Source organism: Bacteroides sp. B1-V-101, assembly GCF_023656585.1.
Taxonomy (GTDB): domain Bacteria; phylum Bacteroidota; class Bacteroidia; order Bacteroidales; family Bacteroidaceae; genus Bacteroides; species Bacteroides thetaiotaomicron.
Map to the genome: position 1 here is coordinate 31692 of NZ_JAMOKH010000028.1, position 22935 is coordinate 54626.

A 22935-nucleotide genomic window follows, 5' to 3' on the forward strand; every position below is an offset into this window, starting at 1 on the left:
AAATTATCGTCAAAGTTGTAACGAATAAATCAGCAGCTTCCATACTCTGTTCACTTTCTTGGGAATAACCCAACAGATGCTTGACATCCTCTCCTTTTTTTTTGGGGGGGGGGTAAAAGTTATTTTTTTCTCCTGAAAATAAAATGGCCTTGGTAGTCTTGAAGTCCTATATCAACTTTTCATATTCATAACTGATTAAATATTTAACTAGTAATATTCGTTACCAGTTATTTAGTGGTGTTCAGATTGCCCCTCTTCATTCACTAACCAATCCTAAATCGTTAATGTGATTCGTCAGTAATTAGCAAATTTCCTTAATATTTAGTCCCTCCAGACTATTATTAAGGCAAGAAAAAACAAATCCGTTTAATTCGGAGGCAAAGTCAACAGTATACAGATAGATGAAATCTCCTTTATAGAACATATCTCCTTTACGGCTTTTAACGAAGTAATACATTTGAAAGACTGTATTCATTTACAACAACTGATCAAAGTTAGGATTAAGGTACTTGCTGCGGATTCAAGCTACACTAATAATATCAATTTAAAAAGTTTTACAAAACACTTCTTTAAGTACAAGGTCTGAGCTATCTAAATTGCTCCATTTCGTAAGATTTGATGGTCAGAACTCAGCCATGAAAGTGCTACCAGATTGAAAGGAAGTTTTAAAATGTAGAAATAATATTATTTACAGACCAGAATAAAAAGCCAGAAACAGGGAAGTGGAAATATTTTGGATTTTCTTTGGAGTACATACGTTCAATGCGGTATGTATGATTGAAAAGGTCACGAAGAAAAAAAAAGAACGGCAGCATAATCTGACTAAAATAAGAGGAGAGAGTGGGTGAACTTCACCTAAAAATGAGGTATATAATGCATGGATGGAAAAAATAGGAATATGTAAATGATATTCTATAAAAAATGGAAGACTGGGGCTTTTCGAAAAAATGAAGAGAAAAAAAATTATATAAAGTGTTTTTTTTATTAACTTATAGGAAAGAACATCTTATGAAAGAGAATCAATTTATTTTTCAAATCATTCGTATTTGTTTGTGTCATAAAAAGTCTTAAAACAAAGTTTATTTGAATATTAGATACTCATTATATCTTTGTGCCTTCAAACAAAGAGTACATTAAATCAGAACAAACAGCCGTTTGCACGAGCATTGAATTTAACTTTATAATAAATCTAGCTGTGTGGTGAGAGATGAGACTGCTAGCGAGATAATCTATTTATTAGAACTTAAGTGCCCCTATTGCATGAGTGAATGTTCAAGAGTATGGCCTGAATGATATCAAATGAGTACAGAAAGCGACTCGAAACGATATGGAAGATAGCTATATGATACCCTCTAAAAGTAAATCTATCAAGAGACGTCAGACGTTTATGACAATGTTTTTTTAACAATACGATGTCACAACACATAGCTTTTGTAGATGAGTTATTTTAAGATAATATTGGTGACAACAACCGACTTTTGTATGGTACCTCATTTCAATATCCTTAAGTTCGTCAGTATCCCCTCGGAAAACGTTTTGTCGTGGACTTGCGAGTACCTATCTCTTGCTGTTCAAGAAATCTTGTGCTATAGAAGATTTATTGTGTATGGTTTGAACACACGTTTTTGATCATCCACAATTATAGTTGAGTGATACCACCTTCAACTTGTAAAAAGAATGTTCCGTTTGTTGGATAAAATACTTTTTGAATTGGCCATCCTTTCTTGATTTTTATAGAATATGCTAAAAATACATTCAATTTTTACTTTGAATGGCTCATTCACTAATTAAGAATAATATTATAGGGAATATATGGTATTTGTGAAATATCATAAAAAGGGTCTTTTTCAAACACTGTTAGGGATACTGTAACAGTCGGTGTTATAATAGTGTATCACTCTATTATGAAGATTGACCATATAATCAGAATTAGCAATGTGAAACATATTTTTTTAAGTTTGATATTGGAATAATATTGTTTTTTTATGCTTTTCGAACAGATGTTAGTTCAATGTGAGATAAAATAATGTTTCATAACACTAAGGTGTTGATTGTTAGATGTATATGAATTGAGGTGTTAGATTTTTAAAATCATTTTATAATTCAAATACAATTTCGCTTTATTATTTTTGTTGGCAAAGAAAAAGTAAGAAAAATCTGACTTTTTTATTTATGAGTACTCATTAGCATTTTATCTATTAATTTAAATTTATCAAAAATGAAAACTAAACCTTTTTTAAAATCGATGGCATTAGTGATTTGTTGCTTAACTTCTTTTGTATTGGTATCATGTGATAAGGATGATGATAAGCCCAATTTAAAAATCAGTCCTAATAAAGTAGAAGTTGCAGTTGGTAAAACGGTTACTGTGTCTGTTAGTAATGGTACTGCACCATATACGACGAAATCAAGTGATGCAAAAATCGCAGTTGCGAAATCAGATAAAAATGCGATTGTAATTACCGGTGTAAAAGATGGTTCAGCAATGATAACTATTACGGACCGGAAGGGAGTTACAGGAAAAGTTGCTGTAACTGTAAGAACTGTAAAAGAGACCCCAAAAACTCCAAAAGGACTGGATTTTGATAAACAATCTATTACTGTGAGTGTTGGAAAAGATGGTATAGTAACAGTAAAAGGTGGTGCACAGCCATATTCTGCCGTTGCGAAAGATGTCAATATTGCTACGGTATCAGTCAAGGAAAATAAAGTCAACATAAGAGGAGTTAAGGCAGGAAAAACTACTATTACAGTTACAGATAAGGATAAGAAAACGGGAACTATCAATGTGACGGTTAAATAGTTTTCTTTTTTTTCTAATTTTATTGTAATGCATAGCGAGTGAGACGAAGATAATTTCGTTATATACTGCTATGCATTTACAATAAGTCTTTGTATATAATGATCTTGCGAGTTATAATTAACCTCAAATTATATGTTAAATATTTTAAATTATGAAATTGATTAAATTGCATTTATTGGTAGCAGCCATGATAATAGTAACATCAGGCTGTGTTGGATCTGGGAAGAAATATAAACAACAAGAAAATAGTGCTGCCGGAGTAGTGGATAGCAAAAACAAAGATTGTTATGGCACCTATGAAGGCATATTACCTTGTGCCGACTGTGGTGGCATCAAAACGACATTGAAAATTAATAGTGATGCAACTTATGATTTGCGGAGTGAGTATCTGGGTGAGGAGAATGGTATTTTTGAAGAGAGCGGTGTATATAATATGATAGGCGAAAACATCATTGAACTGGTTACTCCTTCATCGGGTGCCAAAACATATTATAAAGTTCTCGACGACGCAGTGGTCTTGTCTGACAGTACGGAAATCTTCAACAATAGCGGGCGGCTCGCAGCACAATATATATTGAAAAGACAGTAATGTTTATGTGTGATAGGACATGTGATTTGTTTAAGGTAGGAAATTTTAACATAAAAAGGTGCCTATTATTTCTTGTCTGTATAATGTTATTAGTTGCTTGTGGTGAGAATGATCCGATTGAATCCCGGAATCGACATCCCAGGCAACAGGAAGAATCTCATAGTGAACAATCCGGATCAGTTCCCGCTGTGGCTAAAGAGGATGTTGCAGCTTATTTTAGATTTGATATGTCTAGAGATATAAATGTTGCGTTAGGACTTGTTGAAGCACAGAAAGAGACGCTGCAGATAAACGGGAAAATGATAAAAATAACTGAGGCTGTAGTGAAAAGGAAAGATTATCAAAAAGGCTCATTTGTGCTATATGTTACAGGCACGGTAAATGGTTCACCTTTTAAGAATGAATTCACTTTTACCGGCTTTGTGAGCAAACCTGACGATTATCAAATGGTTAATGGTGCACAAGCTGAGTGGAAAGCAAATGCTGATTATTATGCAAAGCTTGATTTTGATAGCTTTTACAGATTACATAAAGTGAACATGTTTACAATTGAGAATTTAGGCCGGTTAGTGGACTTTTATTCTATAAATGTAGGGGGAGAAAAATATCTTTTTACTCTGGAAGATCTTGAGAAGACGGTTCTTGAAGATATAAAATATGAGCAAAATCAGCTTTCTTTCTATCTTAGGTACAATAATAGTAGGTCTAAAAAAAGAATATCACTTCTGTTTGACAAGAATAAATATTATGAAGGAAAGGTTACTGTAAATACAGATTTTATAAAACAGAAGTATATGAGAGGGATATATGAAAATCCATCTCTATTTAATGGTCACATTTTTTCATATGATGAAAGTGCGTATGCTGTGGAAATCAGTACAACTCTGAAAGAAAAAAGCGACACAGGCAACATGCTTACACTACATTTAAGCATGTATGCAAAGGGTAATGGTGGCTTGTTGCTTGCAGAATTTGATAAAATATTCACCGGTTTTAAACCCTTAAGTGAATTGAAGAATGAGTTGATAGCCTACTCAACACCGGATTTGCATGAGTTTGTGAAAAATAAACTTAAGAATAGTAATTATGGTGATGTGAAAAATAAGTTTTCCAATTCTATAGATAGATGGATACAGTATGTGGAATTTGTAATTAAGGATCATGATTCATTGCAATGGGAAAAGAATAAATGGAGCAAGAACGTCTTGAATGGTCTCTTTTCTTCTGTAAAGGATATATATTTGGATAATGTAAGATTTGAACTTAACTCCGCCCAATTAAAGGAGATTGGCGGAAAGCGTTTTTTGTATATTGTTTTTCAAATGATTGGTGCTAATGATTTGGTATTGACGAGTGACGCTATTCTTTTTAATATGTCCATACACATACCTTCTTCGTTATAAAATGATTTGTGACAAATTGATCCGGTCCAATATTGTGTTTATATTTAAATTGAAATTCACAATGATATCTAAGACAAAAATATTCCTTTTTTTTCTTGCAAGAGCTTTATTTATTAATGCACAACAATAAGAAAAAAAGAGGAAGTAAAAAATGATTCCGTTTACTAACTTCAGGAGGGTAGTAGTAGCCTCTCTCGACCAATAAATATAAAAAAATCTTTCTATTGGAATGAAGACAAGATAAAAGCTGGCATATCTGTACAAGGAAATTGGCGTAACCAAAACTTTCCAGGTACACTTCCGCAAAGAAAGAATATGGTAACCGGAACATTTGAACGCGATTTCGACATCAATCCTTTCTCTTATGCTTTGGGAATGAGCCGTACTTTGCGTCCTCGAAATATCAACGTGAACTGAAGTATTATCGTAACAATTGGACACCGTTCAATTTTAAACGAATTTAAAAACAATTATATGAGAATCGAAGTACTTGATTTTAAAATAATAATGCTCATCGGTCAAAACTTATCAAGAGATCATTACTGAATATTTTCTGGGAGAAGAATCATTTTGGTTTTAGGGGGCATCTTACACAGGCCCTCCAATATGAACAGGAATAAAAATAGGAAGATTTATTATAGCCTGTTATCATACAGCCGGTAACGATGTGTCGATTTATTTGATTCCCATATCAAAATAATCGGGACAATATATTTAATCGTACTTGATCGTAAAATCATCATTTATAGGTATTGCGTACAATTATGCAATCTGCTATCTTTACAACCTAATGGATAATGCAAGAAAAAAGCGGAAATACAGAGCCATAGTGGCATGCTTATTGTTGCTGACTATGATGCCTTTCTTCTTTGTGAAAGCCTTTCATGTTCACAAAGAAGATTTATGTATATCTCATGATGAGCAACAATCTTCCCATCATGATTCTGCCGATAAATGTGCTATCTGCCTGTTCACTTTATCTTCATTTACCGAAGCCGAGAGCTTTGAGTACAATTGCGTTCAGACAGAGAACCCCGTTGAATATCTTATCCAAAAGGAGAAGGACATTACTGTTACTTTTCCCCTATTGTCTCTCCGCGCTCCTCCTGTCCAACTATTACAATCCCTCTCATGGGTTGCATGCATTATAAGATGACATGTGAAAGAGGGATGCTGTGCCCTTTGGTTATCTTAAACAATTTATAACTTCATTACAATTTTCGTAAAGTATGACATTTCATGCATATTTCCAATATGTGTGTCTATTCATTGTCTGGCTGTGTGCAATATCTCCTACAAGGATGTATGCACAGAAATACCGACAGCAATCAGATACACATAGGACACTGTTGGTTGTAGATAAGGAAACCGGACGTCCGATTGAAGGAGCTTACATCTTATTGGAGAATCAACCCCTTGCCAGTTCAACCGGAGGAAGAATCATTATCCCTTGGAAGACAAATTCCAAGGATACAGTTCTTGTACAGAGTTTGGGCTACAAATCTCAATATATATATTTGAGTGAGGCATTCAAAAAGGTGAATATTCAAACAGTATATCTTTATCCGGAGATAAAAATTCTGGAAGAAGTCATTATTACCGGTGAGTGCTCCGGAGTGACTCGGAATACGGTAAGCAACAACCTTACTTCCTTCGCAATCAATCGCGCATTGGGAACTTCTCTCACCTCTCTGCTTGAACAGGTCAGTGGCGTAAGTTCCATCAGTACGGGGACGACAGTTGCCAAACCTGTCATCCAAGGAATGTATGGCAACCGGATATTAATCATAAACAATGGTTCCCGCCAGACAGGCCAACAATGGGGAGTTGATCATGCTCCTGAAGTGGATATGAACGGAAACGCTTCCATTCGGGTGATAAAAGGTTCTGACGCGGTACGATATGGTTCAGAAGCTTTGGGAGGAATTATTGTCATGGAACAGGCTCCCTTACCCTTCCGGAAGAAGGCCTTGAAAGGAAAGACTTCCATACTTTATGGAAGTAATGGTCACCGTTATGTGCTGACCGGACAGTTGGAAGGCACTTTCCCTTTTCTCCGTGACCTTGCCTGGCGAGTACAGGGGACATATTCAAATTCCGGAGACCGTTCCACCGCAAACTATCTTCTAAATAACACTGGAGCCAGAGAACATCATACCTCCGCTTTACTCGGCTATGACCGTGGACGTTTAAGAATAGAAGGATTCTACAGTCACTTTTACAACCGGACGGGAGTAATGTTCAGTGCCCAGATGGGAAGTGAAGATCTGCTGGCAGAACGTATCCGATTGGGACGTCCCCTGTACACAGATCCTTTCACGCGAAGTATCGCATACCCATATCAAAAAGTTACCCATCAGACAGCCATTGGTAAAATGAAGTTCAGTATGCGGAACGCAGGAAATCTTTACTGGCAAAGTTCCTGGCAGAAGGACGACCGACAGGAAAACCGCATCCGGCGTCTGGGTTCCGACATTCCAGCTGTTTCCCTGCACTTAAACTCATTACAAAACTCTCTCTGCTGGAAATTGAATTATAATTCATGGCAAACAGAGGTTGGGGGACAAATTATGTTCATTGATAATCACAGTCAGGCAGGAACAGGTATTGTTCCCGTTATTCCCAACTATACGGAGACACAGATGGGAATATATGGTATCGGGAAGTATAATTACAGTAAAGGAGGAATTGAAGCAGGTATTCGTTTTGACGGACAGGAAACCCGTGCCAGTGGTTATGACTGGACAGGAAGTCTCTATGGAGGAACAAGAAAGTTCAATAACGTATCATACAGTCTGGGAGGTCATCATCATTTCTCTGACCAATGGAAGCTCACCACTAATTTCGGGCTGGCCTGGAGAGCTCCTCACGTGTATGAATTATATAGCAACGGAAATGAACTCGGATCCGGAATGTTTGTCAAAGGAGATTCTACCATGCACTCCGAAAGGAGCTATAAATGGATATCTTCCATCAGTTACAGCAATAAGGTATTCAGTGCCCGAATGGACGGTTACCTGCAATGGATAAGCGGCTATATCTATGATGAACCGAAGAAAGAAACCATCACTGTTATTTCGGGGGTATACCCTGTATTCCAATACAAACAGACCCCGGCTTTCTTTCGCGGAATGGATTTTGACTTTCACTTCATGCCCATAAATTCATGGGATTATCACCTGATTGCTTCTTTTATACGGGCAAATGAACAGACGACAGGAAATTACCTTCCTTATATCCCCTCTTCCCGTTTCAGCCATGACCTCTCATGGCTTCACGAAACCAAATCGCATTCCAAATTACGTTTGAGTATCAGACATCGATTCGTGGCAAAACAGACCCGGTTTGACTCGAATACGGATCTTATTCCCTATACCCCTCCGGCATACCACCTCTTGGGGTTCGCTGCTAGCTTTGAGTGTCCTGTAAAATACGGATACAAACTACAATTCATGATAGCGGCAGACAATATCTTGAACAAAGAATATAAAGAATACACTAACCGTTCACGCTACTATGCACATGACATGGGATCTGATGTACGTTGTGTAGTGAACTGGAGTTTTTGATTTATAACAATTATTATTAACCAAATAAATAAAAAATGAAAACAAATGTATGTAAAATCGCATTGATGTTCCTGATAGGAACAGCTCTTTCGTTGTTGTTCAATTCATGCAGTAAAGATCCTGTAATTCCTGAAAATGAGACAGATAATAAATTGCATGAAGATCCTTCCAAAATGACTATCCGTCTTGTGGAATGTCACCTGCATGCAGACTGGAATGAAATACAGAAAGTCGGTGGACCTCACCAGAATCCGGAATCTCCGGCCAAGCACATGAAACGTATTCAGGAAATAACTTATGAGCTGAAAGCCGGCAAGGGTTGGAGGCTTGCCGAAGGCAGTCAAAGCAAGTTCTACGTGCAGAAAAATGGAGACTACTATACTTATGGGAAATACACCCCGGCTCCCGTTTATTTGATGTTCATCTATTACTATAACGCCAAAGGAGATTTGATGAACAGCCAGTTTATAGAAAACGGGCAGGATAATATTCATCAACATTTCTTCACGCCTGAAAATGTAAAACCCACATTTGACGGTCAGCCGGAAGCCGATGACAATGAACCGCAGAAATTGGTGGATTATCTTTATGTGGACACTACCCCCTGGGACAAGACCAAACATAGCAAGGAAGCTGAAATAACAGGAGACAGTAACCCGATAGGTTTGAAAGGAGTTATCCGTTTTTTGAAAGACCGTAAGGAATTCGACCTGAAAATTCGTCTTTATCACGGCTACAAATCCAAGGGCAATCCGGAAACAGGTACTTTTGATCCGTTCTATAAACCTTCCGGAATATTGATCCAGCGTGGTACATGGGATATCAACCTAAACATTCCGGTAGTGGTGTTCTGGAGCCGTGAAGAGACTGTGGGGGTAGACGAAGACACGAACCCCGAAGGGGTGGAAGAAGACGGGCTTGATGAAAAAAGTAATCGTGCCATACATTCAATTATGGGAACCTTCAATCTTACATGGAAAGAAGCGCTTGAAGAGTTTATAATTTACACTTATAAGTCAGGGGATGTGGAAGCCGGAGCGATTTGGCTTTGAAAATCGGTTTGGACTGCCATAAGTAACCATAAAACTGCCTGTTGTGACATTGGTGCCGGTATTGTTTCAACAGGCAGTTGTTCCTGTTAAACCGTTTCATCTTTTTTTGCAAGAATGAAACGGAAACAAGTGCCATTCGGCAGTGTCTCCAATGAGAACTGCCATAGGGCATTGAAAAGAAAATCATCTCGTGTTATAAACGATTAAATTCATGCTGTTTATTAGAATATTCAATATATTGTGAGATAATGAGTCATAATATTGTAAGATTATAAGAGGATTTGATTCTATGAATATCAGGAAATGGTTATTTACAATTCACATTTAAGATAAAATAGAGATTTTACAATGGAAGGCTATAATAAAAAAGTAATAATGAGTTATTGGACAATTTGCAGGATGAAAACAACGAAAAAAATCTACGTAAAGGTTAGCATTATCTTTTTATTGGGAGGAATTTTACTTTTTTCTTCATGCGAGAAGGAGGAAAATCAAAAGATAGAAGCCAACCGGAAAACATTATTCATGTATTTGCCATGGTCCTCAAATTTGACGAACTATTTTTATAATAACATATCTGACCTGGAAAAATGTATAACGAAAATAGGGCTGAACAATGAGAAAGTAATTGTTTTTATTTCTACCGGTAGTACGGAGGCCATGATGTTTGAAATTGTGTCTTCTCACGGGAGATGTAAACGTGAAATACTTAAAAAATATAAGTCTCCGCCTTTTACGACAATCGATGGGATAACAGCAATTTTAAATGATGTAAAGGCATTTGCTCCGGCTTCTGTTTATACCATGATTATAGGATGTCACGGTATGGGATGGCTTCCTGTTTATGAGATGAAAGTGCGTTCCGCACCTCACATGAAAATGCATTGGGAATATCAGGGTGTTCCATTGACACGTTATTTTGGAGGACTGACCGCCGAATACCAAACAGATATAAAATCTCTAGCCTCCGGTATTGCTAATGCAGGCATGAAAATGGAATATATTCTATTTGATGACTGTTATATGTCATCTATAGAGGTTGCCTATGAATTAAAGGATGTTACAAAATATTTGATTGGTTCTACCAGTGAGATGATGGCATACGGAATGCCTTATGCCGCTATTGGGGAATATTTACTGGGGAATCCCGATTATCAATCGGGATGTGAAGAATTTTACAATTTTTATTCAACCTATGAAATAATGCCTTGTGGGACATTAGCAGTAACGGACTGTTCAGAACTGGAGAATATGGCAGCCATCATAAAAAGTATCAATAGTAAATATTCTTTTGACAAATCCCTGAGGGGAACAATCCAACGTTTAGATGGTTATACTCCTGTAATATTTTATGATTTTGCAGATTATATAACCTCACTCTGTAACGATCCTATATTATTAAACCAATTTAGAGAGCAGCTAAATCATCTTGTTCCATATAAAACCCATACAAAAAATTTCTACACTATGGCCAAAGGTATTATTCCTATCAATACATTTTCCGGTATAACAACATCCGATCCGAGTGACAATCCTATGACTGTGCTGAAAGAAAATACATTATGGTATAAAGCAGCGCATAATTAAAGTTGATAATAAGATGAAGAATACTAAACTCCCAAGCCTGCATATTTTATAACTTTTTGGTTATTGTCTGTTTTTGGAAATGGTATATATAGGAATTGAGAACTATCATGCAGGGAATCATGCAAAAAAAGTATTTATGGTTTCTGTTGAGATACAAAGAATGTAATAATAATTATATTTCTTCTAATAAAAGCTTTCCGCATCGAAATGTGTTTGTTACTCCTAATATTCGCAATATGAAATATAAAATTATAATTGGACTATCAGCTATTCTCTATTTTACAGGTTGTTATAACAGGGAACAGACCCCTCGCCTTAGTGAGGCTGAAAAGCTAATGCAGAACAACCCGGATAGTGCATTAGCAATACTACAAAAACTCAAACCAGAAGGCAACCGGGCTGAACAGGCCAGATATGCATTGCTCTATTCCGAAGCTTTGGAAAAAAAACAAATGAAAGTTACTGACGATTCATTGATCCGCCAGGCTTGGCAATATTATAAACATTACCCCAAAGATTTACGTCACCAGTGTAAAACTCTATATTATTGGGGAAGAATTAAATTACGCACAGGTGATAAACCGGGAGCATTACGTCTTTTTCTCAAAATAGAAAAGAAACTGACAGATACCGATGAATCTTATTACAAAGGGCTTTTATACAGACAGATCGGTGAAGTATATTATAAACAAATGAACTACAGCCGGGCATATCATTATTTCCACGAAGCCAGAAATAATTTCCGCCAATCGGGTGATATCCAGGAGGAGACAAAGGCAACCCTTGACATGGCAGCCGCTACTTTTCACTCAAAAGATATAGAAAAAGCAATAAGGCTGTATTCGGCGGCTCTTGACTTGGCCGATGAACATAATAACAGTAATCTGATAGAAGTCAGCCTTACTAATCTTGCATCACTATATGTGATATCCAAACGGCATATATCCAATGACCTGTTACAGCGAATCGAACTTTCCGCCCGACAGGATACGGTATATGGATATCACACATTGACAGATGTAAGTCTTTTGAAGAATCATATAGACAGTGCACGGTATTATCTGGAGCTTGCAAAGGCGCACACTACTGATATTTGCGACATGGCAGAACTACAATACACTGCATACCATATCGAAGTGCAGGCTAAAAATTTTGAAAAAGCAACGGACAATGTACATCGCTATATCTACTTGAACGATTCAATAATGCGCTCAAACATGCAATTCTCCGCCGGTATGGTCGAGCGGGACTATTTTAAAGAGCGAACAAAATTCGCCCAATACAGAATGAAAAACCGGACTGTCTGGGAAATAGCTATAGCAGCCGCTACCTTTTTTATTATTGGAATTGCCTGGTATATCGTCCGCCAACGTTTACGCATGCAACGTGATCGTACCAACCATTATTTGTTATTGACAGAGAAAGCCAATTCCGAGTACAAGGCTCTTACTGAACGCGTGAAAAAACAGCAGACTACGGAAAGTTATTTAAGAGGATTGGCTGCTTCACGCTTTGACATTGTCGATAAACTTGGAAAGACCTACTATGAACGTGAAAATACAACATCGCAACAGTCAGTCATATTTAATGAAGTAAAGCAGATAATTACAGATTTTGCAGAAAACAATGGCATACTGCAAGAACTGGAAAAAATCGTAAACACTTGTCATGACAATGCCATGTACAAGCTCAAGGAAGATTTTCCAACTATGAAAGCTTCCGACACCAGGTTATTATGCTATATTTTTGTAGGATTTTCACCGCAAGTAATTAGCTTATTCATGAAGGATACGGTGGCTAATGTATACGCTCGCAAGTCACGGCTCAAATCACGTATTAAATCTACGGAAACAGCTAATAAAGAATTATTCTTAAGCCTTCTGGGATAGGTATTTCAACTTTATACTAGGTTCCAATGACTAATGCATCATCCGGTAATTAAATCTAGAATATGTTCAGATTGTTTTTGCCATAATACCGGAATGATGTAATTGTAGAATGGTTTTGTCATGGAGGTAAGCCATAACAGGTTTAATTCTCCTGGGAGGTATGTCCGGAAAGTATGAAGATGCTTTCATTATAATATCTGTTACTATTCCAGTCAATTGTCAGAAACTTATTGATTGCCCTATATTTTTTAAGGTTGTAAATCATCTGTTAGCGTCGTGTTAGAAAAATAAGAAGAACGAAGTCTTTATGTTTCTGTATTATAATGTTTTATGCAATGCGGACGTTAGATTTGTGGTTTCATTTTGTAACTCGTGATTTATGTGTTATTACTTTTGCAACCAGGAAAAACAAAACAGATGTGATAATATAAAACTGTTTCTTGTTCATTAAAATACTTCATTTTTACAGGTTGCACGTAGAATAAGAACAGTCTTATTATGATGACACAGCTTTTCATCCGTTTACTTTGGGTGCATGTTTTGTTTATCCACTTAAAGTTTGAGTTATCCTAGTTTGAATTATGAATTTGAATAGAAAAAAGTACTTTTTATGTTTTGCCTGTGTCTTGGCCTGCCTTGTGTATTCAGACAAGGTTTCCGCGCAGTTTTATTCTGTCAGAACCAATCTGGTGGGTTTAGGTACGGGGAATCTGAATGTGGAGGGTTCCATGGCTTTTTCCACGCATTGGTCCGCCCATCTTCCCGTACAGTACAATCCTTTCCGTCTTTGGGATGACGGCAAGCTTAAAAACTTCACAGTCCAGCCTGGTGTGCGTTATTGGATGCGCGAAACTTACGGAAGGGGTTGTTTTATCGGGCTCCACGGTGTGTTCTCCATATATAATGCGGGTGGTCTGTTCGGACATCGCTACCGTTACGAAGGCACAGCTTTCGGCGGCGGGCTTTCTGCGGGGCTGGTGCGCCCCCTTTCGCGTCGCTGGAATCTGGAGTTCGAACTGGGTCTCGGTGTTGTCTGGGCCGACTGGGAACGTTACCGTTGCGTGAACTGCGGTAAGCGTACCGGCAAGGGCTCCGGTGTCTATGTGACACCCACACGTACCGCCGTTAATCTGGTTTATCTTTTCTGAAACCATCTTATCTGTTGAAACAAGATATAAAAAGTTGAATGATGAATAAGTATCTCAAATCCCACATAACGGCCGCCGCTTTCTGCGCGGGAGTGTTACTGGCCGTGTCCTGTTCCACTTCCCGCGAACCGCGGACTATGCGGCTGTTTATGCAGTCCGGCCGTCCTAATATTTTTCTTCCCCACGAGGAGAGCGCACCTTCCGGAGTGCTTGCCGAACAGGTGGGGTTCACCACTTCTTCGGACACTCTTCCCGGTGAGTTCGAAGAGGTCTCCGACAGTACGGATGACGTATGGAAAACCATACACCTGGGCGGTGTTGACATCGTCGCTGCACGCACGGTCGTCAAGCAGGTCACCATGCGGGAAGGTTCCGTGCGTTTGGAATTCAATATCCATGTCCCTTCCCTCCTGATTGACAGTTGCTGGCGTGTCACACTCACCCCGATGCTCTGCACCTCTGACAGTTCAGGCTTCCCGCTACCACCTGTTGTGCTTTCCGGTTCTTCCTTTACCCGCATGCAGGAAGCGGACTATAAGGCGTACAGGCTGTTTCTTAATGGAATTGTCGATCCTTCGGCTTATGATAGTGTGTATCTTGACCGTAAAGGCATCAATAAGGATATCGCCTGCCGGCAGAGGTTCTTCTATGAACTTTACGGCAAGGAGCGCGACCGTCAGCTTGCCTACGAGAAGTGGAAACGCCTTGCCCTTGAACGCCAGAATTTCTGGAACACGCGTACGCAGGCCAACCGTGCGACACTCCGTCACCGCCTGGAACGCAAGCGGATCGAAGAAAGCGTACGGCGCTATGTGGCTGGTCGTGACACGCTCGGGTTGTGGGCCTCCTATGACCGTAAATATCATCGTACGGCCTCCTTTTGGCCGATGTACCGGCTGGAACGCGAGCTTACCGCCGATCGTGTACCTTCGAAATTCCGTGACCTTTATAACGGGGGGGCGCAGCCTGTCCAACATACACAACTATGTCCTCACCGCCACCGATTCGATGGACATCTCCCGCCACCGTTATTTCTACGACCGGATTGCCGAAAATGAGATGAATGACCGTAACCGTGATGAAATCCGCCGGCGTATGATTCCCTTCCCCTATATCGACTCCGTGATGGTCCGCCAGAATTCGGATTCAGTTTCCGGACATGATTATATCTACAACTATGTATATTCTCTGCCCGTCACCGATGGAATGAAAAAGCTCCATGTGCGGCTAGAGTCTATCGTGGAAGCCACCGACCGCAGCACATGGCGGCCTGCCGCCTCGGACACGCTGCTCTTCATTGTGGCCTCGCTTAGCGACCTGGTTGACCGTTCCGCTCTGGACCAATATGTCATAGCTTCTGCGGAGACAGACTCTCTTGCGGCAAGCGGTCCCGTATATACTCCGCAGGGAGAAGAGTATGCCGAAGCCTTGCGGCTCCTTTCAGAGCGACAATACCGGCAAGCCTTGCCGATATTGGAAAAACGGCCTGACTATAACACCGCCCTTTGCCTGACACAGCTCGGTTATCATAAAGAGGCTTCCGCTCTTTTAGACCAGTTACCCGTAGATTCCCGCAAGGAATACCTGCATGCTGTGGTAAGCGCCCGGCAGGGCGATGATTACTTAGCAGTGGAACATATGCTTGCGGCCTGCCGCATGAATCCCAATCTTGTCCTGCGTATTCCCCTGGATCCGGAACTGTCGGACCTCATTCCCAAGTTCTTCGGGCTCCGTATGGAACTGGACAGGATAGCGGAAGGGAAATAGTAAAAAGTAGAAAGAACAAAACAGGAAAAAAAGTATAAGTACGAATTAAATATTAACAAGTGTTTTATTAGTGTTTATTTTTTTATTAACAATTTAATTACAATGATTATGAAAAAAAGTTTGTTAAGCGTGTTTACAATGGTTGCTATGGCTGCAGCATTCACCGCGTGCAGTAACGATGACATCGAAGTGCCTGACGTAAAGAACGGGGAAGCGAGAAGCGTATTCATGAAGCTGGAGTTGCCGACGCTGACGAGATCGACCGAGCCTCCTGTAGCCTCGGGAACGGTTGCTACGGTAAGTAATCTGCATGTATACTTCCATGACGGGACCAGCATTCTGAAATATGTGAACGCGACTACAACCACTCCCATCACGATTGCGAATCTGACTACCGGTACCCAAATAACGGATGTACCCGCGGCGGCTACCACTGTAACGGTATGTGGTAATATTCCTGCCGGAACTTCATTGCCTACAGGTGGAACCGTAGCTGCATTGAAAGCTGTACAACTGGAAATCACAAGCCAGTCTGCAGTTGCGGATGTGGTGTTGAGCGGCGATGACAAACCCCTGCAGACATGGACTACCGGTAGTCCGGCCCTGCCTTATGCCCCTGGAATAACGGACGGTGACAAGTATGCCGAAGTGGAAATCGGTCCTGCCGTGGCACGTGTCGAAATCGAAGGTCTGGCGACTACGGCCTCCAGTGCGGTGGATGGTTTTACGCTGGAAGGAATCTATGTGAATAACTTCTTTGAAAAGTTCAACCTGGCCGGTACCGTTGTGGGAACGAAAGTACAATATGGTGCTACTCCTGCTGCCTATGCTCAAGGACAGGGGCTTTACACCCCTGCTAACGCTGGAAAACTCTTTGACCAGTCTGCCGTCGCTGCTACAGGTATCCCAAAGGAAGTCATTCCGCCAACTGCAGGGCAACGTTGGGCATATCAGGTTGTTCCTAACGGTAACAGTACTGACGCGAACGAGCAACTCCAGCTCGTATTTAAGTTGAGTAATTTGGCTGCTAAGGCCGGCAGCAGCGTGAATTTCGGCACAGGTGACCAGTTTATCACCGTGAGAGGATTCAAAGATGGCAGTGGCAATATTGTAGAACTGGAAAAAGGAAAGATTTATACTATCTCGAAAGCCGACTTTACATTTGACGAGAGCAACCTTTCCACAATACCTAATACCAGTGCTGTCAGCGTTTGGTTGAAGGTGACGGTAAAAGCCTGGACGGTCGTTCCTGTCAAGCCTAATCTCTAACTGTCATACCATCAAGGTATATTGTATTTGTTTGTTTCTTTTACAAGTCCGTTTGCGTAGAGGAGATTTTTAGCTCATTTTACTAGTTCACCAGTTCCTCTCGCACGGCGGAATGTAAGCAGGTCGTGGGTGTCTTTTGCCCTGACCTCACGACCTGTATTTCTATAACCTGTTAAATCATAACACGTATATTCATATAAAGTCATAACCACAGTTATTCACCTAAAAGATACTACGCATGAAATTGTATAAAGCTATACGCTTCCTGATGCTTTCCGGTATTTTAACCTTAGTCTTGTCGAGGTGCATCAGGGAGTCCCTGGAGGGCTGCCCTCTGGATACCCTGTTACGATTTACCTACAAGCCTCGCGGCTCTGCCGCTGACCTTTTCGGAGAGCGTGTTCAGAGGGTGAGGCTGTGTGTGTACCGTCCCGATGGCAGTATTGAGCATATGCAGACGCTGGAGAAGAGTGAACTTGACCGTTTGCAGGGTGTTGAGATGTATCTGCCGCAGGGAAACTACACTGTCGTGCTCTGGGCGAATGCTTCGGATGCACAGACCAAGCTCGGCGGCTTTTCCGAAGGAGAAACCATAAGGAACCTTTCCGCCTCACACCCGCATGCGGAGACTTCCGCTTCCATCCCCACGCTTGATCGGCTTCTTTTCGCTGTCACGCCACTTACGGTCAGTGAGCACGAGACTGGAGACCATACTGTCAATTTCAGCCCCGGCACTATCCGTGTAAGTCTTCACCTTGATGGTGTGAGCGTGCAGCCTGTGGTACACATCACGGGCATGGAGTCAGCCTTGCGACCGGTGTTCGACGAAACCTCGGGCACATGGCGTCTCCAGTCCGTAAGCCGGAACAAGACATTCCAGCCTGCCGTAGCATATGATGTCACCAACCGCCATGCTAATGCCACGACTGACATCCCCCGTTTCAAGGCCGATACCCCCGGCATGGTGGAAATTATCGATCCCACCACGGGAAACCATATCGTGCCCCCGATTTCGTTGGCAGGGCTTATTGCCCGCTACCACATACCGATGGAGGAAGATATTGAAGTAACCATTCCTATCGAGATTACCTTTACAAACGGTCATGCGAAAATAACGATCAGGAATTGGGAAAATCAGAATGTAAAACCCGGAGGAGTGTAAAAAACGCACCGGTCAATCATGAAATGCAAATCATAAAACAATATATTATGCCAAGTAGTTCAATCATCATACCGTTCCGCAACCTGCTGTCGGTCCTGTTATTACTGCCGCTCGTACTTTCGTGCCGGCAAGACGAACTCATTCTTCCTGTTCCGCCCGTGTCCGGCAAAGGTGAGACGGCCGAAGTGACACTTTCTGTCAGGATTCCCGATTTCCGGGCGGCGAATACTCGTGGTGTAGACGAGAAAGGGATAACAGAGATTACCGTACTGATGTTTGCCGATGAAGGCGGTACGGAGAAAGTCAAGGTGAAATATGATATTCTGGGCAGCTCGTTGCATACACTTTCAGGCTCTTCGGATACGAAATACTTCTCTGTGCCCGTTATTGCGGGCAGATACAAACGTATAGCTCTCATAGCTAATGCCCAAACAGAACTGGCAAATATAACAGCCGGTTCCACCTATGATGCTCTTAAGCAAGTGGAAGTCGTGGGTAGGTTCGGACAAGAAGGTACGGGCACATACATACCCATGTACGGCGAGCATGCCCCGGCGGGAGGCTTTGAACTGAAAGCCGGTGTGTCGCAAACCATTGCGCAGGAAATACCGCTTATCCGCATGCTGGCGAAGGTGGATATCATCAATCCTACAACTTCGGGAGCCACGACAGCTGCGGGAAAGGTTTACTTCGTCAATTCCGTAGGCAACGGACGCGTTTGGGTAGATCTTGCTACATACAATACCACCGCTTCACAGTCGGGATACATGACTCCCACACTGCCTGCCACATCGCAGCCAGCAGTCAGTGGCGGGCACCCGCTTGAGGGAACTGCAAACACCGCATCTCCGAATGTCATCACTTATTATTTGAATGAACAGTCGGCTATCTCCGGCGGCAGCCGTCCTTGTATAGTTATAAATCTTGCCTATCAAGGAAGAGAATACTACTACTGAATGGATTATACATGGGACGGTATCAAGGGCGGTGGCACGAGTCCTTACGAAAAGGGTAAATACATGCCCATTCTGCGCAACCACCGCTATATTTTCACCATCAAGGAAGTGAAAGGGCCGGGGTTTGCCACTTTGAACGAGGCTGTAACCAGCCCGGACAACTTTACCAACCATAACATCGTAGTAGTGCCCATCGTGATAGACGCATTCACAGATATAACGTTCAATGAATCGGGGCATTTCTTGGCAGTGACCCGAACGGCGATGACACTTCAAGGCAAGCACGATGCCACAAGCACACAGAACAAATTTTCTGTGCGCACCAATTACCCCAGTGGGTGGAAGGTCGGTGCCTATAATGCCGACGGAACAACAATTTCAGTTTCTAATTCATGGCTGAAACCCAGTCAAAACAGTGGGGCGGCTGGCGCCACTCTCACCAATCCGGTTACGGAGGAATTGCAGGCCATCACGAATGGCAAGGGATTCAAGGATGGTTATCTGTAGATACGGGCTGGACGACTTTATACTAAAATCAATATTAAGCAGATCGGTACGCCTTTGGATTATGTTGCCGAATATAACCTCGCCGGTGGCTCTATCTATAATTCTCCTTTCATTTCTTCCGTTCCTCCGGGTATTTCTCCCACTGCAGCCCAGACTGACCCTAATCTTCATTGGGCTTCGAGCCATAGCAATGACCAATCCGGTTATTATAATTGGTACGTGCTCACAGGAGAGAATAATGATACTTACAATCCAAATGCCAAGAAGCTCTTTGATGATGTCTTTTTTAAACTGGGGCATCCCGGTTATGGTTACCACCTGCCTTCCCGCTGGGAGTTGACGGGCGTTTTCTCCTACAGCGGTAATACCCAATATGATTCCCCTACTAATACTTCTAATGTCAACGAGGCTATTGAGTTCGGTGGCATCAAAAAAACTTTCGCCAACGATTATTTCTCTTCGGGTAACGGTGTTTGTTACGCTCTGCGTTTCAAACAAGGTACCGGTAATCCTATCGATGATTCTTCCCTATCCGATTTCCCTCTTGCTACTGATAATAATATGGTTTGTGCTTACCGTTACACCCGCGTGGGTTCGTTTGCCAACCATGACTTTACTTCCCTATTGAAAGTGGATTGTGTTTACTTGGGCAGCGCATTTACAGGAAACATTAGCACTATCAATAATGATTCTTGGTGGGATAGCCATACTTCCGAGGCTGTCGTTCGTATTTTTCCGGCTGCCGGTTATATCTCCTTCCCAACGTTCATTTCGAGTGGTTTGCTCGAAGCCCGAGGCGAATATGGTCGGTATTGGTCGAGCACGGAGTTTCCCAGCCTCCTCGGCAATGCTTGGAACGTGTCTTTCTACTCGTACTCTGCGTTCGCGAACTACAGAGACGTTAAACACCACGGGTTTTCCGTTCGTCTGTTCGCCGATAAATAAGTAAGACGGTATATGACCGATGCAATTTAGTTTGTAAGAAAGTTGATATAAAAAATAGATATATTACTAAAAAAAGAAGAAAAATGAATATAGGATTTCAGACTTCCGGTTTATCCGGTTTCACCCGTGTGGCATATCTGTGGAGGCGACATGCCTCAGCTGTGCTGTGGATTGCAATGGCGGCGCTCCTTCCGACCGCTTGCAGTGATGATGCGGAGCAGTCGGTGCCGCAAGCGAACGGACATACAGCCGTTATTTACCTGAACTTTAAAACCGGTGCTTCAAAACAGGCTGCTGAAATGAACACCTCGCAAAGTTCCGAAACGCGTGCGCCGCTGACACGTGCTATAGATGAAAATGGAATCAATACTGTAGATGTACTTTCATTCAAGGTTGATCCTGCAGATCCTACGAATATAAAGAAAGGTACATTCTTCTACCGTGCACAGGGTACATACGATATCGGCACACAAACCGTACGTGTACAGCTGATGGGAGCTCCCGAACATCAGACACTCGTGGTGCTTGCCAATGTCCGTGAGCAGGTGAATACCCTTGCTGCTGCATTCGGAGAACAGAAAGAGGGGGTAATGAACCGCCTGGCATTCGATGTCGGAACGGATGCCGCACCCGACTTTACGAATGGCATACCCATGTGGGGCGAGCTTCCCAACCAAGCGGTGGGCGAAGGTTTCTCTCCCTCTGGCGCTCCCCAAGAGGTGACGATGATACGTGCGGTAGCTAAGTTCACGCTTATCAATCCTCTTGAATCCGACCTAAAAGGCTTTTTCTATTATTACAACGATCTGCGGCTGTACAATTACCGGGCAAAAGGACGCATTGCACCGGACAACTATAATGTGACGGGCAAGCAAGTGAATACTCCCACCGTACCCGTCGGGGCACGGCAGACACGGGGTACATTCATCTCATTGAACAGCGATGTGTCACCCGGGAATATCGGTATTTTCAACGGCTCACAAAAGACGTTCTACCTGTGCGAGGTGGACAACAAGAACCGCCCCTCGGGCGGGAATGCGCTGGACGACCTTTGTCTGGTTATGCACGTGAAGCCGTATCTCACCGGCTCTAAGCCGTCGGTAGACGGTTACTACCGCCTCGACTTCAAGGACTACGGTTCGGGAGTGCCGATGGATATTCTGCGTAATCATGAATATAAAGTACAAGTGGAAAGTGTGGACGGGTTGCCGGCCCAAACTCCCGAGGAAGCTTTCAAAGGAAACCATACCCTTAAATGCCGTATCGTGCCGTGGAACGAGGTACAAGAAGAAGTAATAGTACGAGGGAACAAACGGCTGACGGTGGACAAACGGGTGTTCGCTTTTGACGGTGATATCCAAATAGGTGTCGCTTCATTACCCGTAAATATAACTACAGAGAATACCAATTGGCAAATAACCGGAAAACCTTCATGGATTTCACTCAGCCAAACCTCGGGTACAGCGGGAGTACCAGCCACGGTTACTATTTCGGCAAACAGTAAGAACTTTACCCAGAATATGCGTAGTGCTGTCCTTTCCATACGAACAGGAAATTCTGCTAACGAATTGGAATATCGTTTGCATGTAAGCCAGCAACCGGCTTGTGGTTTCGGAAATTCCATGAAACTTATGCGTATCGGTGGCAGTAACTATCAGACTACCCGTATGGGTAATGGTGGTGTTTGTTGGATGATAGACGCCAGTAGGGAAGGAGGTCCTAATATGGCTGCTCGTCCTCGTTCATATTCTTTGGCACCAGCTATGGTCGGACCCATTTATTATGGCAGTATTCCCCAACGTGCCTGCCCCGATGGCTGGCGACTCCCTACGGCTTGGGAGGTTATTAATCTGATACAGTCTATAACAGGCTCTTATCCTGTTGTATTTACTCGATTGATAGAAAGCGGTGCGGGAATAGCTAAGTCTTTTCCAGCCATATCTGCCCCCGATGGTGGATATGAAGAAGGCGTTTTAGCTATCTGGACACAAACTCCAATGATATATTCATCACCTCAACGACATTCTCCTGCCTCTGTATTACATACAGGAATATATTGGAATCCTGATATCGGAGCTGGAAAAACAGCGCCCACATATAGGGTTAATCGTAATAGATGGGCCTTAATGCATGGTGCCGGTAATGACATTCATAGTCCGGCCGGGTTACCTGCAGGGTTTAATGAATATTATGGTTATCATTATCTGCTGGGCGGTAGTGTCCGTTGTGTGCATGACCAGTAATTTAACCATTAAACAAACAGCACCATGAAACGATCAACTGTTTTAG

Annotated in this window: 18 protein-coding genes and 1 pseudogene; 17 read left to right on the forward strand and 2 right to left on the reverse strand. The window is 41.9% G+C overall.

The window, feature by feature from the left end:
* The first annotated feature begins 2218 nt into the window (after positions 1-2218).
* The 10 genes and pseudogenes from NBH01_RS18540 to NBH01_RS18585 all read left to right on the forward strand — a co-directional run bounded on the left by NBH01_RS18540 (position 2219) and on the right by NBH01_RS18585 (position 14040).
* A complete protein-coding gene (locus tag NBH01_RS18540) occupies positions 2219-2803 on the forward strand; it encodes a pilus assembly protein N-terminal domain-containing protein (RefSeq protein WP_004318691.1) in 585 nt (194 codons plus the stop codon).
* 151 nt (positions 2804-2954) lie between these two features.
* Positions 2955-3392, forward strand: a complete 438-nt coding sequence (locus NBH01_RS18545) for a copper resistance protein NlpE (protein ID WP_004318689.1) — start codon at positions 2955-2957, stop codon at positions 3390-3392.
* Positions 3392-4795 (forward strand): hypothetical protein, encoded by a 1404-nt coding sequence (locus tag NBH01_RS18550; RefSeq protein ID WP_004318688.1) that lies wholly within the window; start codon positions 3392-3394, stop codon positions 4793-4795. Before NBH01_RS18545 ends, NBH01_RS18550 begins: the two co-directional genes overlap by 1 nt.
* Positions 4796-4999: 204 nt before the next feature.
* Positions 5000-5299: pseudogene (locus tag NBH01_RS18555) on the forward strand (hypothetical protein); the annotation flags it as partial.
* A 286-nt stretch (positions 5300-5585) separates the two neighbouring features.
* The gene (locus NBH01_RS18560; protein WP_008017067.1) at positions 5586-5951 is read left to right on the forward strand and encodes a hypothetical protein; all 366 of its coding nucleotides are present in this window, start codon (positions 5586-5588) and stop codon (positions 5949-5951) included.
* 73 nt (positions 5952-6024) lie between these two features.
* Positions 6025-8364 (forward strand): TonB-dependent receptor, encoded by a 2340-nt coding sequence (locus NBH01_RS18565; protein ID WP_004318683.1) that lies wholly within the window; start codon positions 6025-6027, stop codon positions 8362-8364.
* A 35-nt stretch (positions 8365-8399) separates the two neighbouring features.
* Positions 8400-9416, forward strand: a complete 1017-nt coding sequence (locus tag NBH01_RS18570; RefSeq protein WP_004313753.1) for a hypothetical protein — start codon at positions 8400-8402, stop codon at positions 9414-9416.
* Between the two features lie 399 nt (positions 9417-9815).
* On the forward strand, positions 9816-11003 hold the full coding sequence (locus NBH01_RS18575; protein ID WP_008771494.1) for a clostripain-related cysteine peptidase: 1188 nt from the start codon (positions 9816-9818) through the stop codon (positions 11001-11003).
* A gap of 236 nt (positions 11004-11239) precedes the next feature.
* The gene (locus NBH01_RS18580; RefSeq protein ID WP_138343251.1) at positions 11240-12892 is read left to right on the forward strand and encodes a tetratricopeptide repeat protein; all 1653 of its coding nucleotides are present in this window, start codon (positions 11240-11242) and stop codon (positions 12890-12892) included.
* A 581-nt stretch (positions 12893-13473) separates the two neighbouring features.
* Positions 13474-14040: a DUF3575 domain-containing protein gene (locus NBH01_RS18585; RefSeq protein ID WP_004318675.1), complete on the forward strand. Its 567-nt coding sequence runs from the start codon at positions 13474-13476 to the stop codon at positions 14038-14040.
* Positions 14041-14047: 7 nt separating this feature from the next.
* Here NBH01_RS18585 and NBH01_RS18590 read toward each other — a convergent pair whose 3' ends face one another.
* Positions 14048-14560: a hypothetical protein gene (locus NBH01_RS18590; RefSeq protein ID WP_171033839.1), complete on the reverse strand. Its 513-nt coding sequence runs from the start codon at positions 14558-14560 to the stop codon at positions 14048-14050.
* The gene (locus tag NBH01_RS18595) at positions 14520-14906 is read right to left on the reverse strand and encodes a hypothetical protein (protein WP_185981525.1); all 387 of its coding nucleotides are present in this window, start codon (positions 14904-14906) and stop codon (positions 14520-14522) included. Before NBH01_RS18595 ends, NBH01_RS18590 begins: the two co-directional genes overlap by 41 nt.
* Positions 14907-14979: 73 nt before the next feature.
* Here NBH01_RS18595 and NBH01_RS18600 point away from each other — a divergent pair, with 73 nt between their 5' ends.
* The 7 genes from NBH01_RS18600 to NBH01_RS18630 all read left to right on the forward strand — a co-directional run bounded on the left by NBH01_RS18600 (position 14980) and on the right by NBH01_RS18630 (position 22889).
* Complete coding sequence (locus tag NBH01_RS18600; RefSeq protein WP_250700213.1) at positions 14980-15807, forward strand: hypothetical protein; 828 nt, start codon at positions 14980-14982, stop codon at positions 15805-15807.
* Between the two features lie 108 nt (positions 15808-15915).
* Positions 15916-17076, forward strand: a complete 1161-nt coding sequence (locus NBH01_RS18605; protein ID WP_004318672.1) for a hypothetical protein — start codon at positions 15916-15918, stop codon at positions 17074-17076.
* A gap of 268 nt (positions 17077-17344) precedes the next feature.
* Positions 17345-18238: a FimB/Mfa2 family fimbrial subunit gene (locus tag NBH01_RS18610; RefSeq protein ID WP_224202606.1), complete on the forward strand. Its 894-nt coding sequence runs from the start codon at positions 17345-17347 to the stop codon at positions 18236-18238.
* A 47-nt stretch (positions 18239-18285) separates the two neighbouring features.
* Positions 18286-19194: a fimbrial protein gene (locus NBH01_RS18615; protein ID WP_004308148.1), complete on the forward strand. Its 909-nt coding sequence runs from the start codon at positions 18286-18288 to the stop codon at positions 19192-19194.
* A complete protein-coding gene (locus tag NBH01_RS18620) occupies positions 19195-19701 on the forward strand; it encodes a hypothetical protein (protein WP_004308147.1) in 507 nt (168 codons plus the stop codon).
* 54 nt (positions 19702-19755) lie between these two features.
* A complete protein-coding gene (locus NBH01_RS18625) occupies positions 19756-20646 on the forward strand; it encodes an Lcl C-terminal domain-containing protein (RefSeq protein WP_004308146.1) in 891 nt (296 codons plus the stop codon).
* A gap of 83 nt (positions 20647-20729) precedes the next feature.
* The gene (locus NBH01_RS18630) at positions 20730-22889 is read left to right on the forward strand and encodes a BACON domain-containing protein (protein ID WP_250700214.1); all 2160 of its coding nucleotides are present in this window, start codon (positions 20730-20732) and stop codon (positions 22887-22889) included.
* The last annotated feature ends 46 nt before the right edge of the window (positions 22890-22935 follow it).

Coding starts and splice junctions, on each gene's coding strand:
- NBH01_RS18540 (WP_004318691.1), top strand. CDS start 2,219: ATGAAAACTAAACCTTTTTTAAAATCGATGGCATTAGTGATTTGTTGC.
- NBH01_RS18545 (WP_004318689.1), top strand. CDS start 2,955: ATGAAATTGATTAAATTGCATTTATTGGTAGCAGCCATGATAATAGTA.
- NBH01_RS18550 (WP_004318688.1), top strand. CDS start 3,392: ATGTTTATGTGTGATAGGACATGTGATTTGTTTAAGGTAGGAAATTTT.
- NBH01_RS18560 (WP_008017067.1), top strand. CDS start 5,586: ATGGATAATGCAAGAAAAAAGCGGAAATACAGAGCCATAGTGGCATGC.
- NBH01_RS18565 (WP_004318683.1), top strand. CDS start 6,025: ATGACATTTCATGCATATTTCCAATATGTGTGTCTATTCATTGTCTGG.
- NBH01_RS18570 (WP_004313753.1), top strand. CDS start 8,400: ATGAAAACAAATGTATGTAAAATCGCATTGATGTTCCTGATAGGAACA.
- NBH01_RS18575 (WP_008771494.1), top strand. CDS start 9,816: ATGAAAACAACGAAAAAAATCTACGTAAAGGTTAGCATTATCTTTTTA.
- NBH01_RS18580 (WP_138343251.1), top strand. CDS start 11,240: ATGAAATATAAAATTATAATTGGACTATCAGCTATTCTCTATTTTACA.
- NBH01_RS18585 (WP_004318675.1), top strand. CDS start 13,474: ATGAATTTGAATAGAAAAAAGTACTTTTTATGTTTTGCCTGTGTCTTG.
- NBH01_RS18590 (WP_171033839.1), bottom strand. CDS start 14,560: ATGCGGGTAAAGGAAGAACCGGAAAGCACAACAGGTGGTAGCGGGAAG.
- NBH01_RS18595 (WP_185981525.1), bottom strand. CDS start 14,906: ATGATATTTACGGTCATAGGAGGCCCACAACCCGAGCGTGTCACGACC.
- NBH01_RS18605 (WP_004318672.1), top strand. CDS start 15,916: ATGAAAAAAAGTTTGTTAAGCGTGTTTACAATGGTTGCTATGGCTGCA.
- NBH01_RS18610 (WP_224202606.1), top strand. CDS start 17,345: ATGCTTTCCGGTATTTTAACCTTAGTCTTGTCGAGGTGCATCAGGGAG.
- NBH01_RS18615 (WP_004308148.1), top strand. CDS start 18,286: ATGCCAAGTAGTTCAATCATCATACCGTTCCGCAACCTGCTGTCGGTC.
- NBH01_RS18620 (WP_004308147.1), top strand. CDS start 19,195: ATGGATTATACATGGGACGGTATCAAGGGCGGTGGCACGAGTCCTTAC.
- NBH01_RS18630 (WP_250700214.1), top strand. CDS start 20,730: ATGAATATAGGATTTCAGACTTCCGGTTTATCCGGTTTCACCCGTGTG.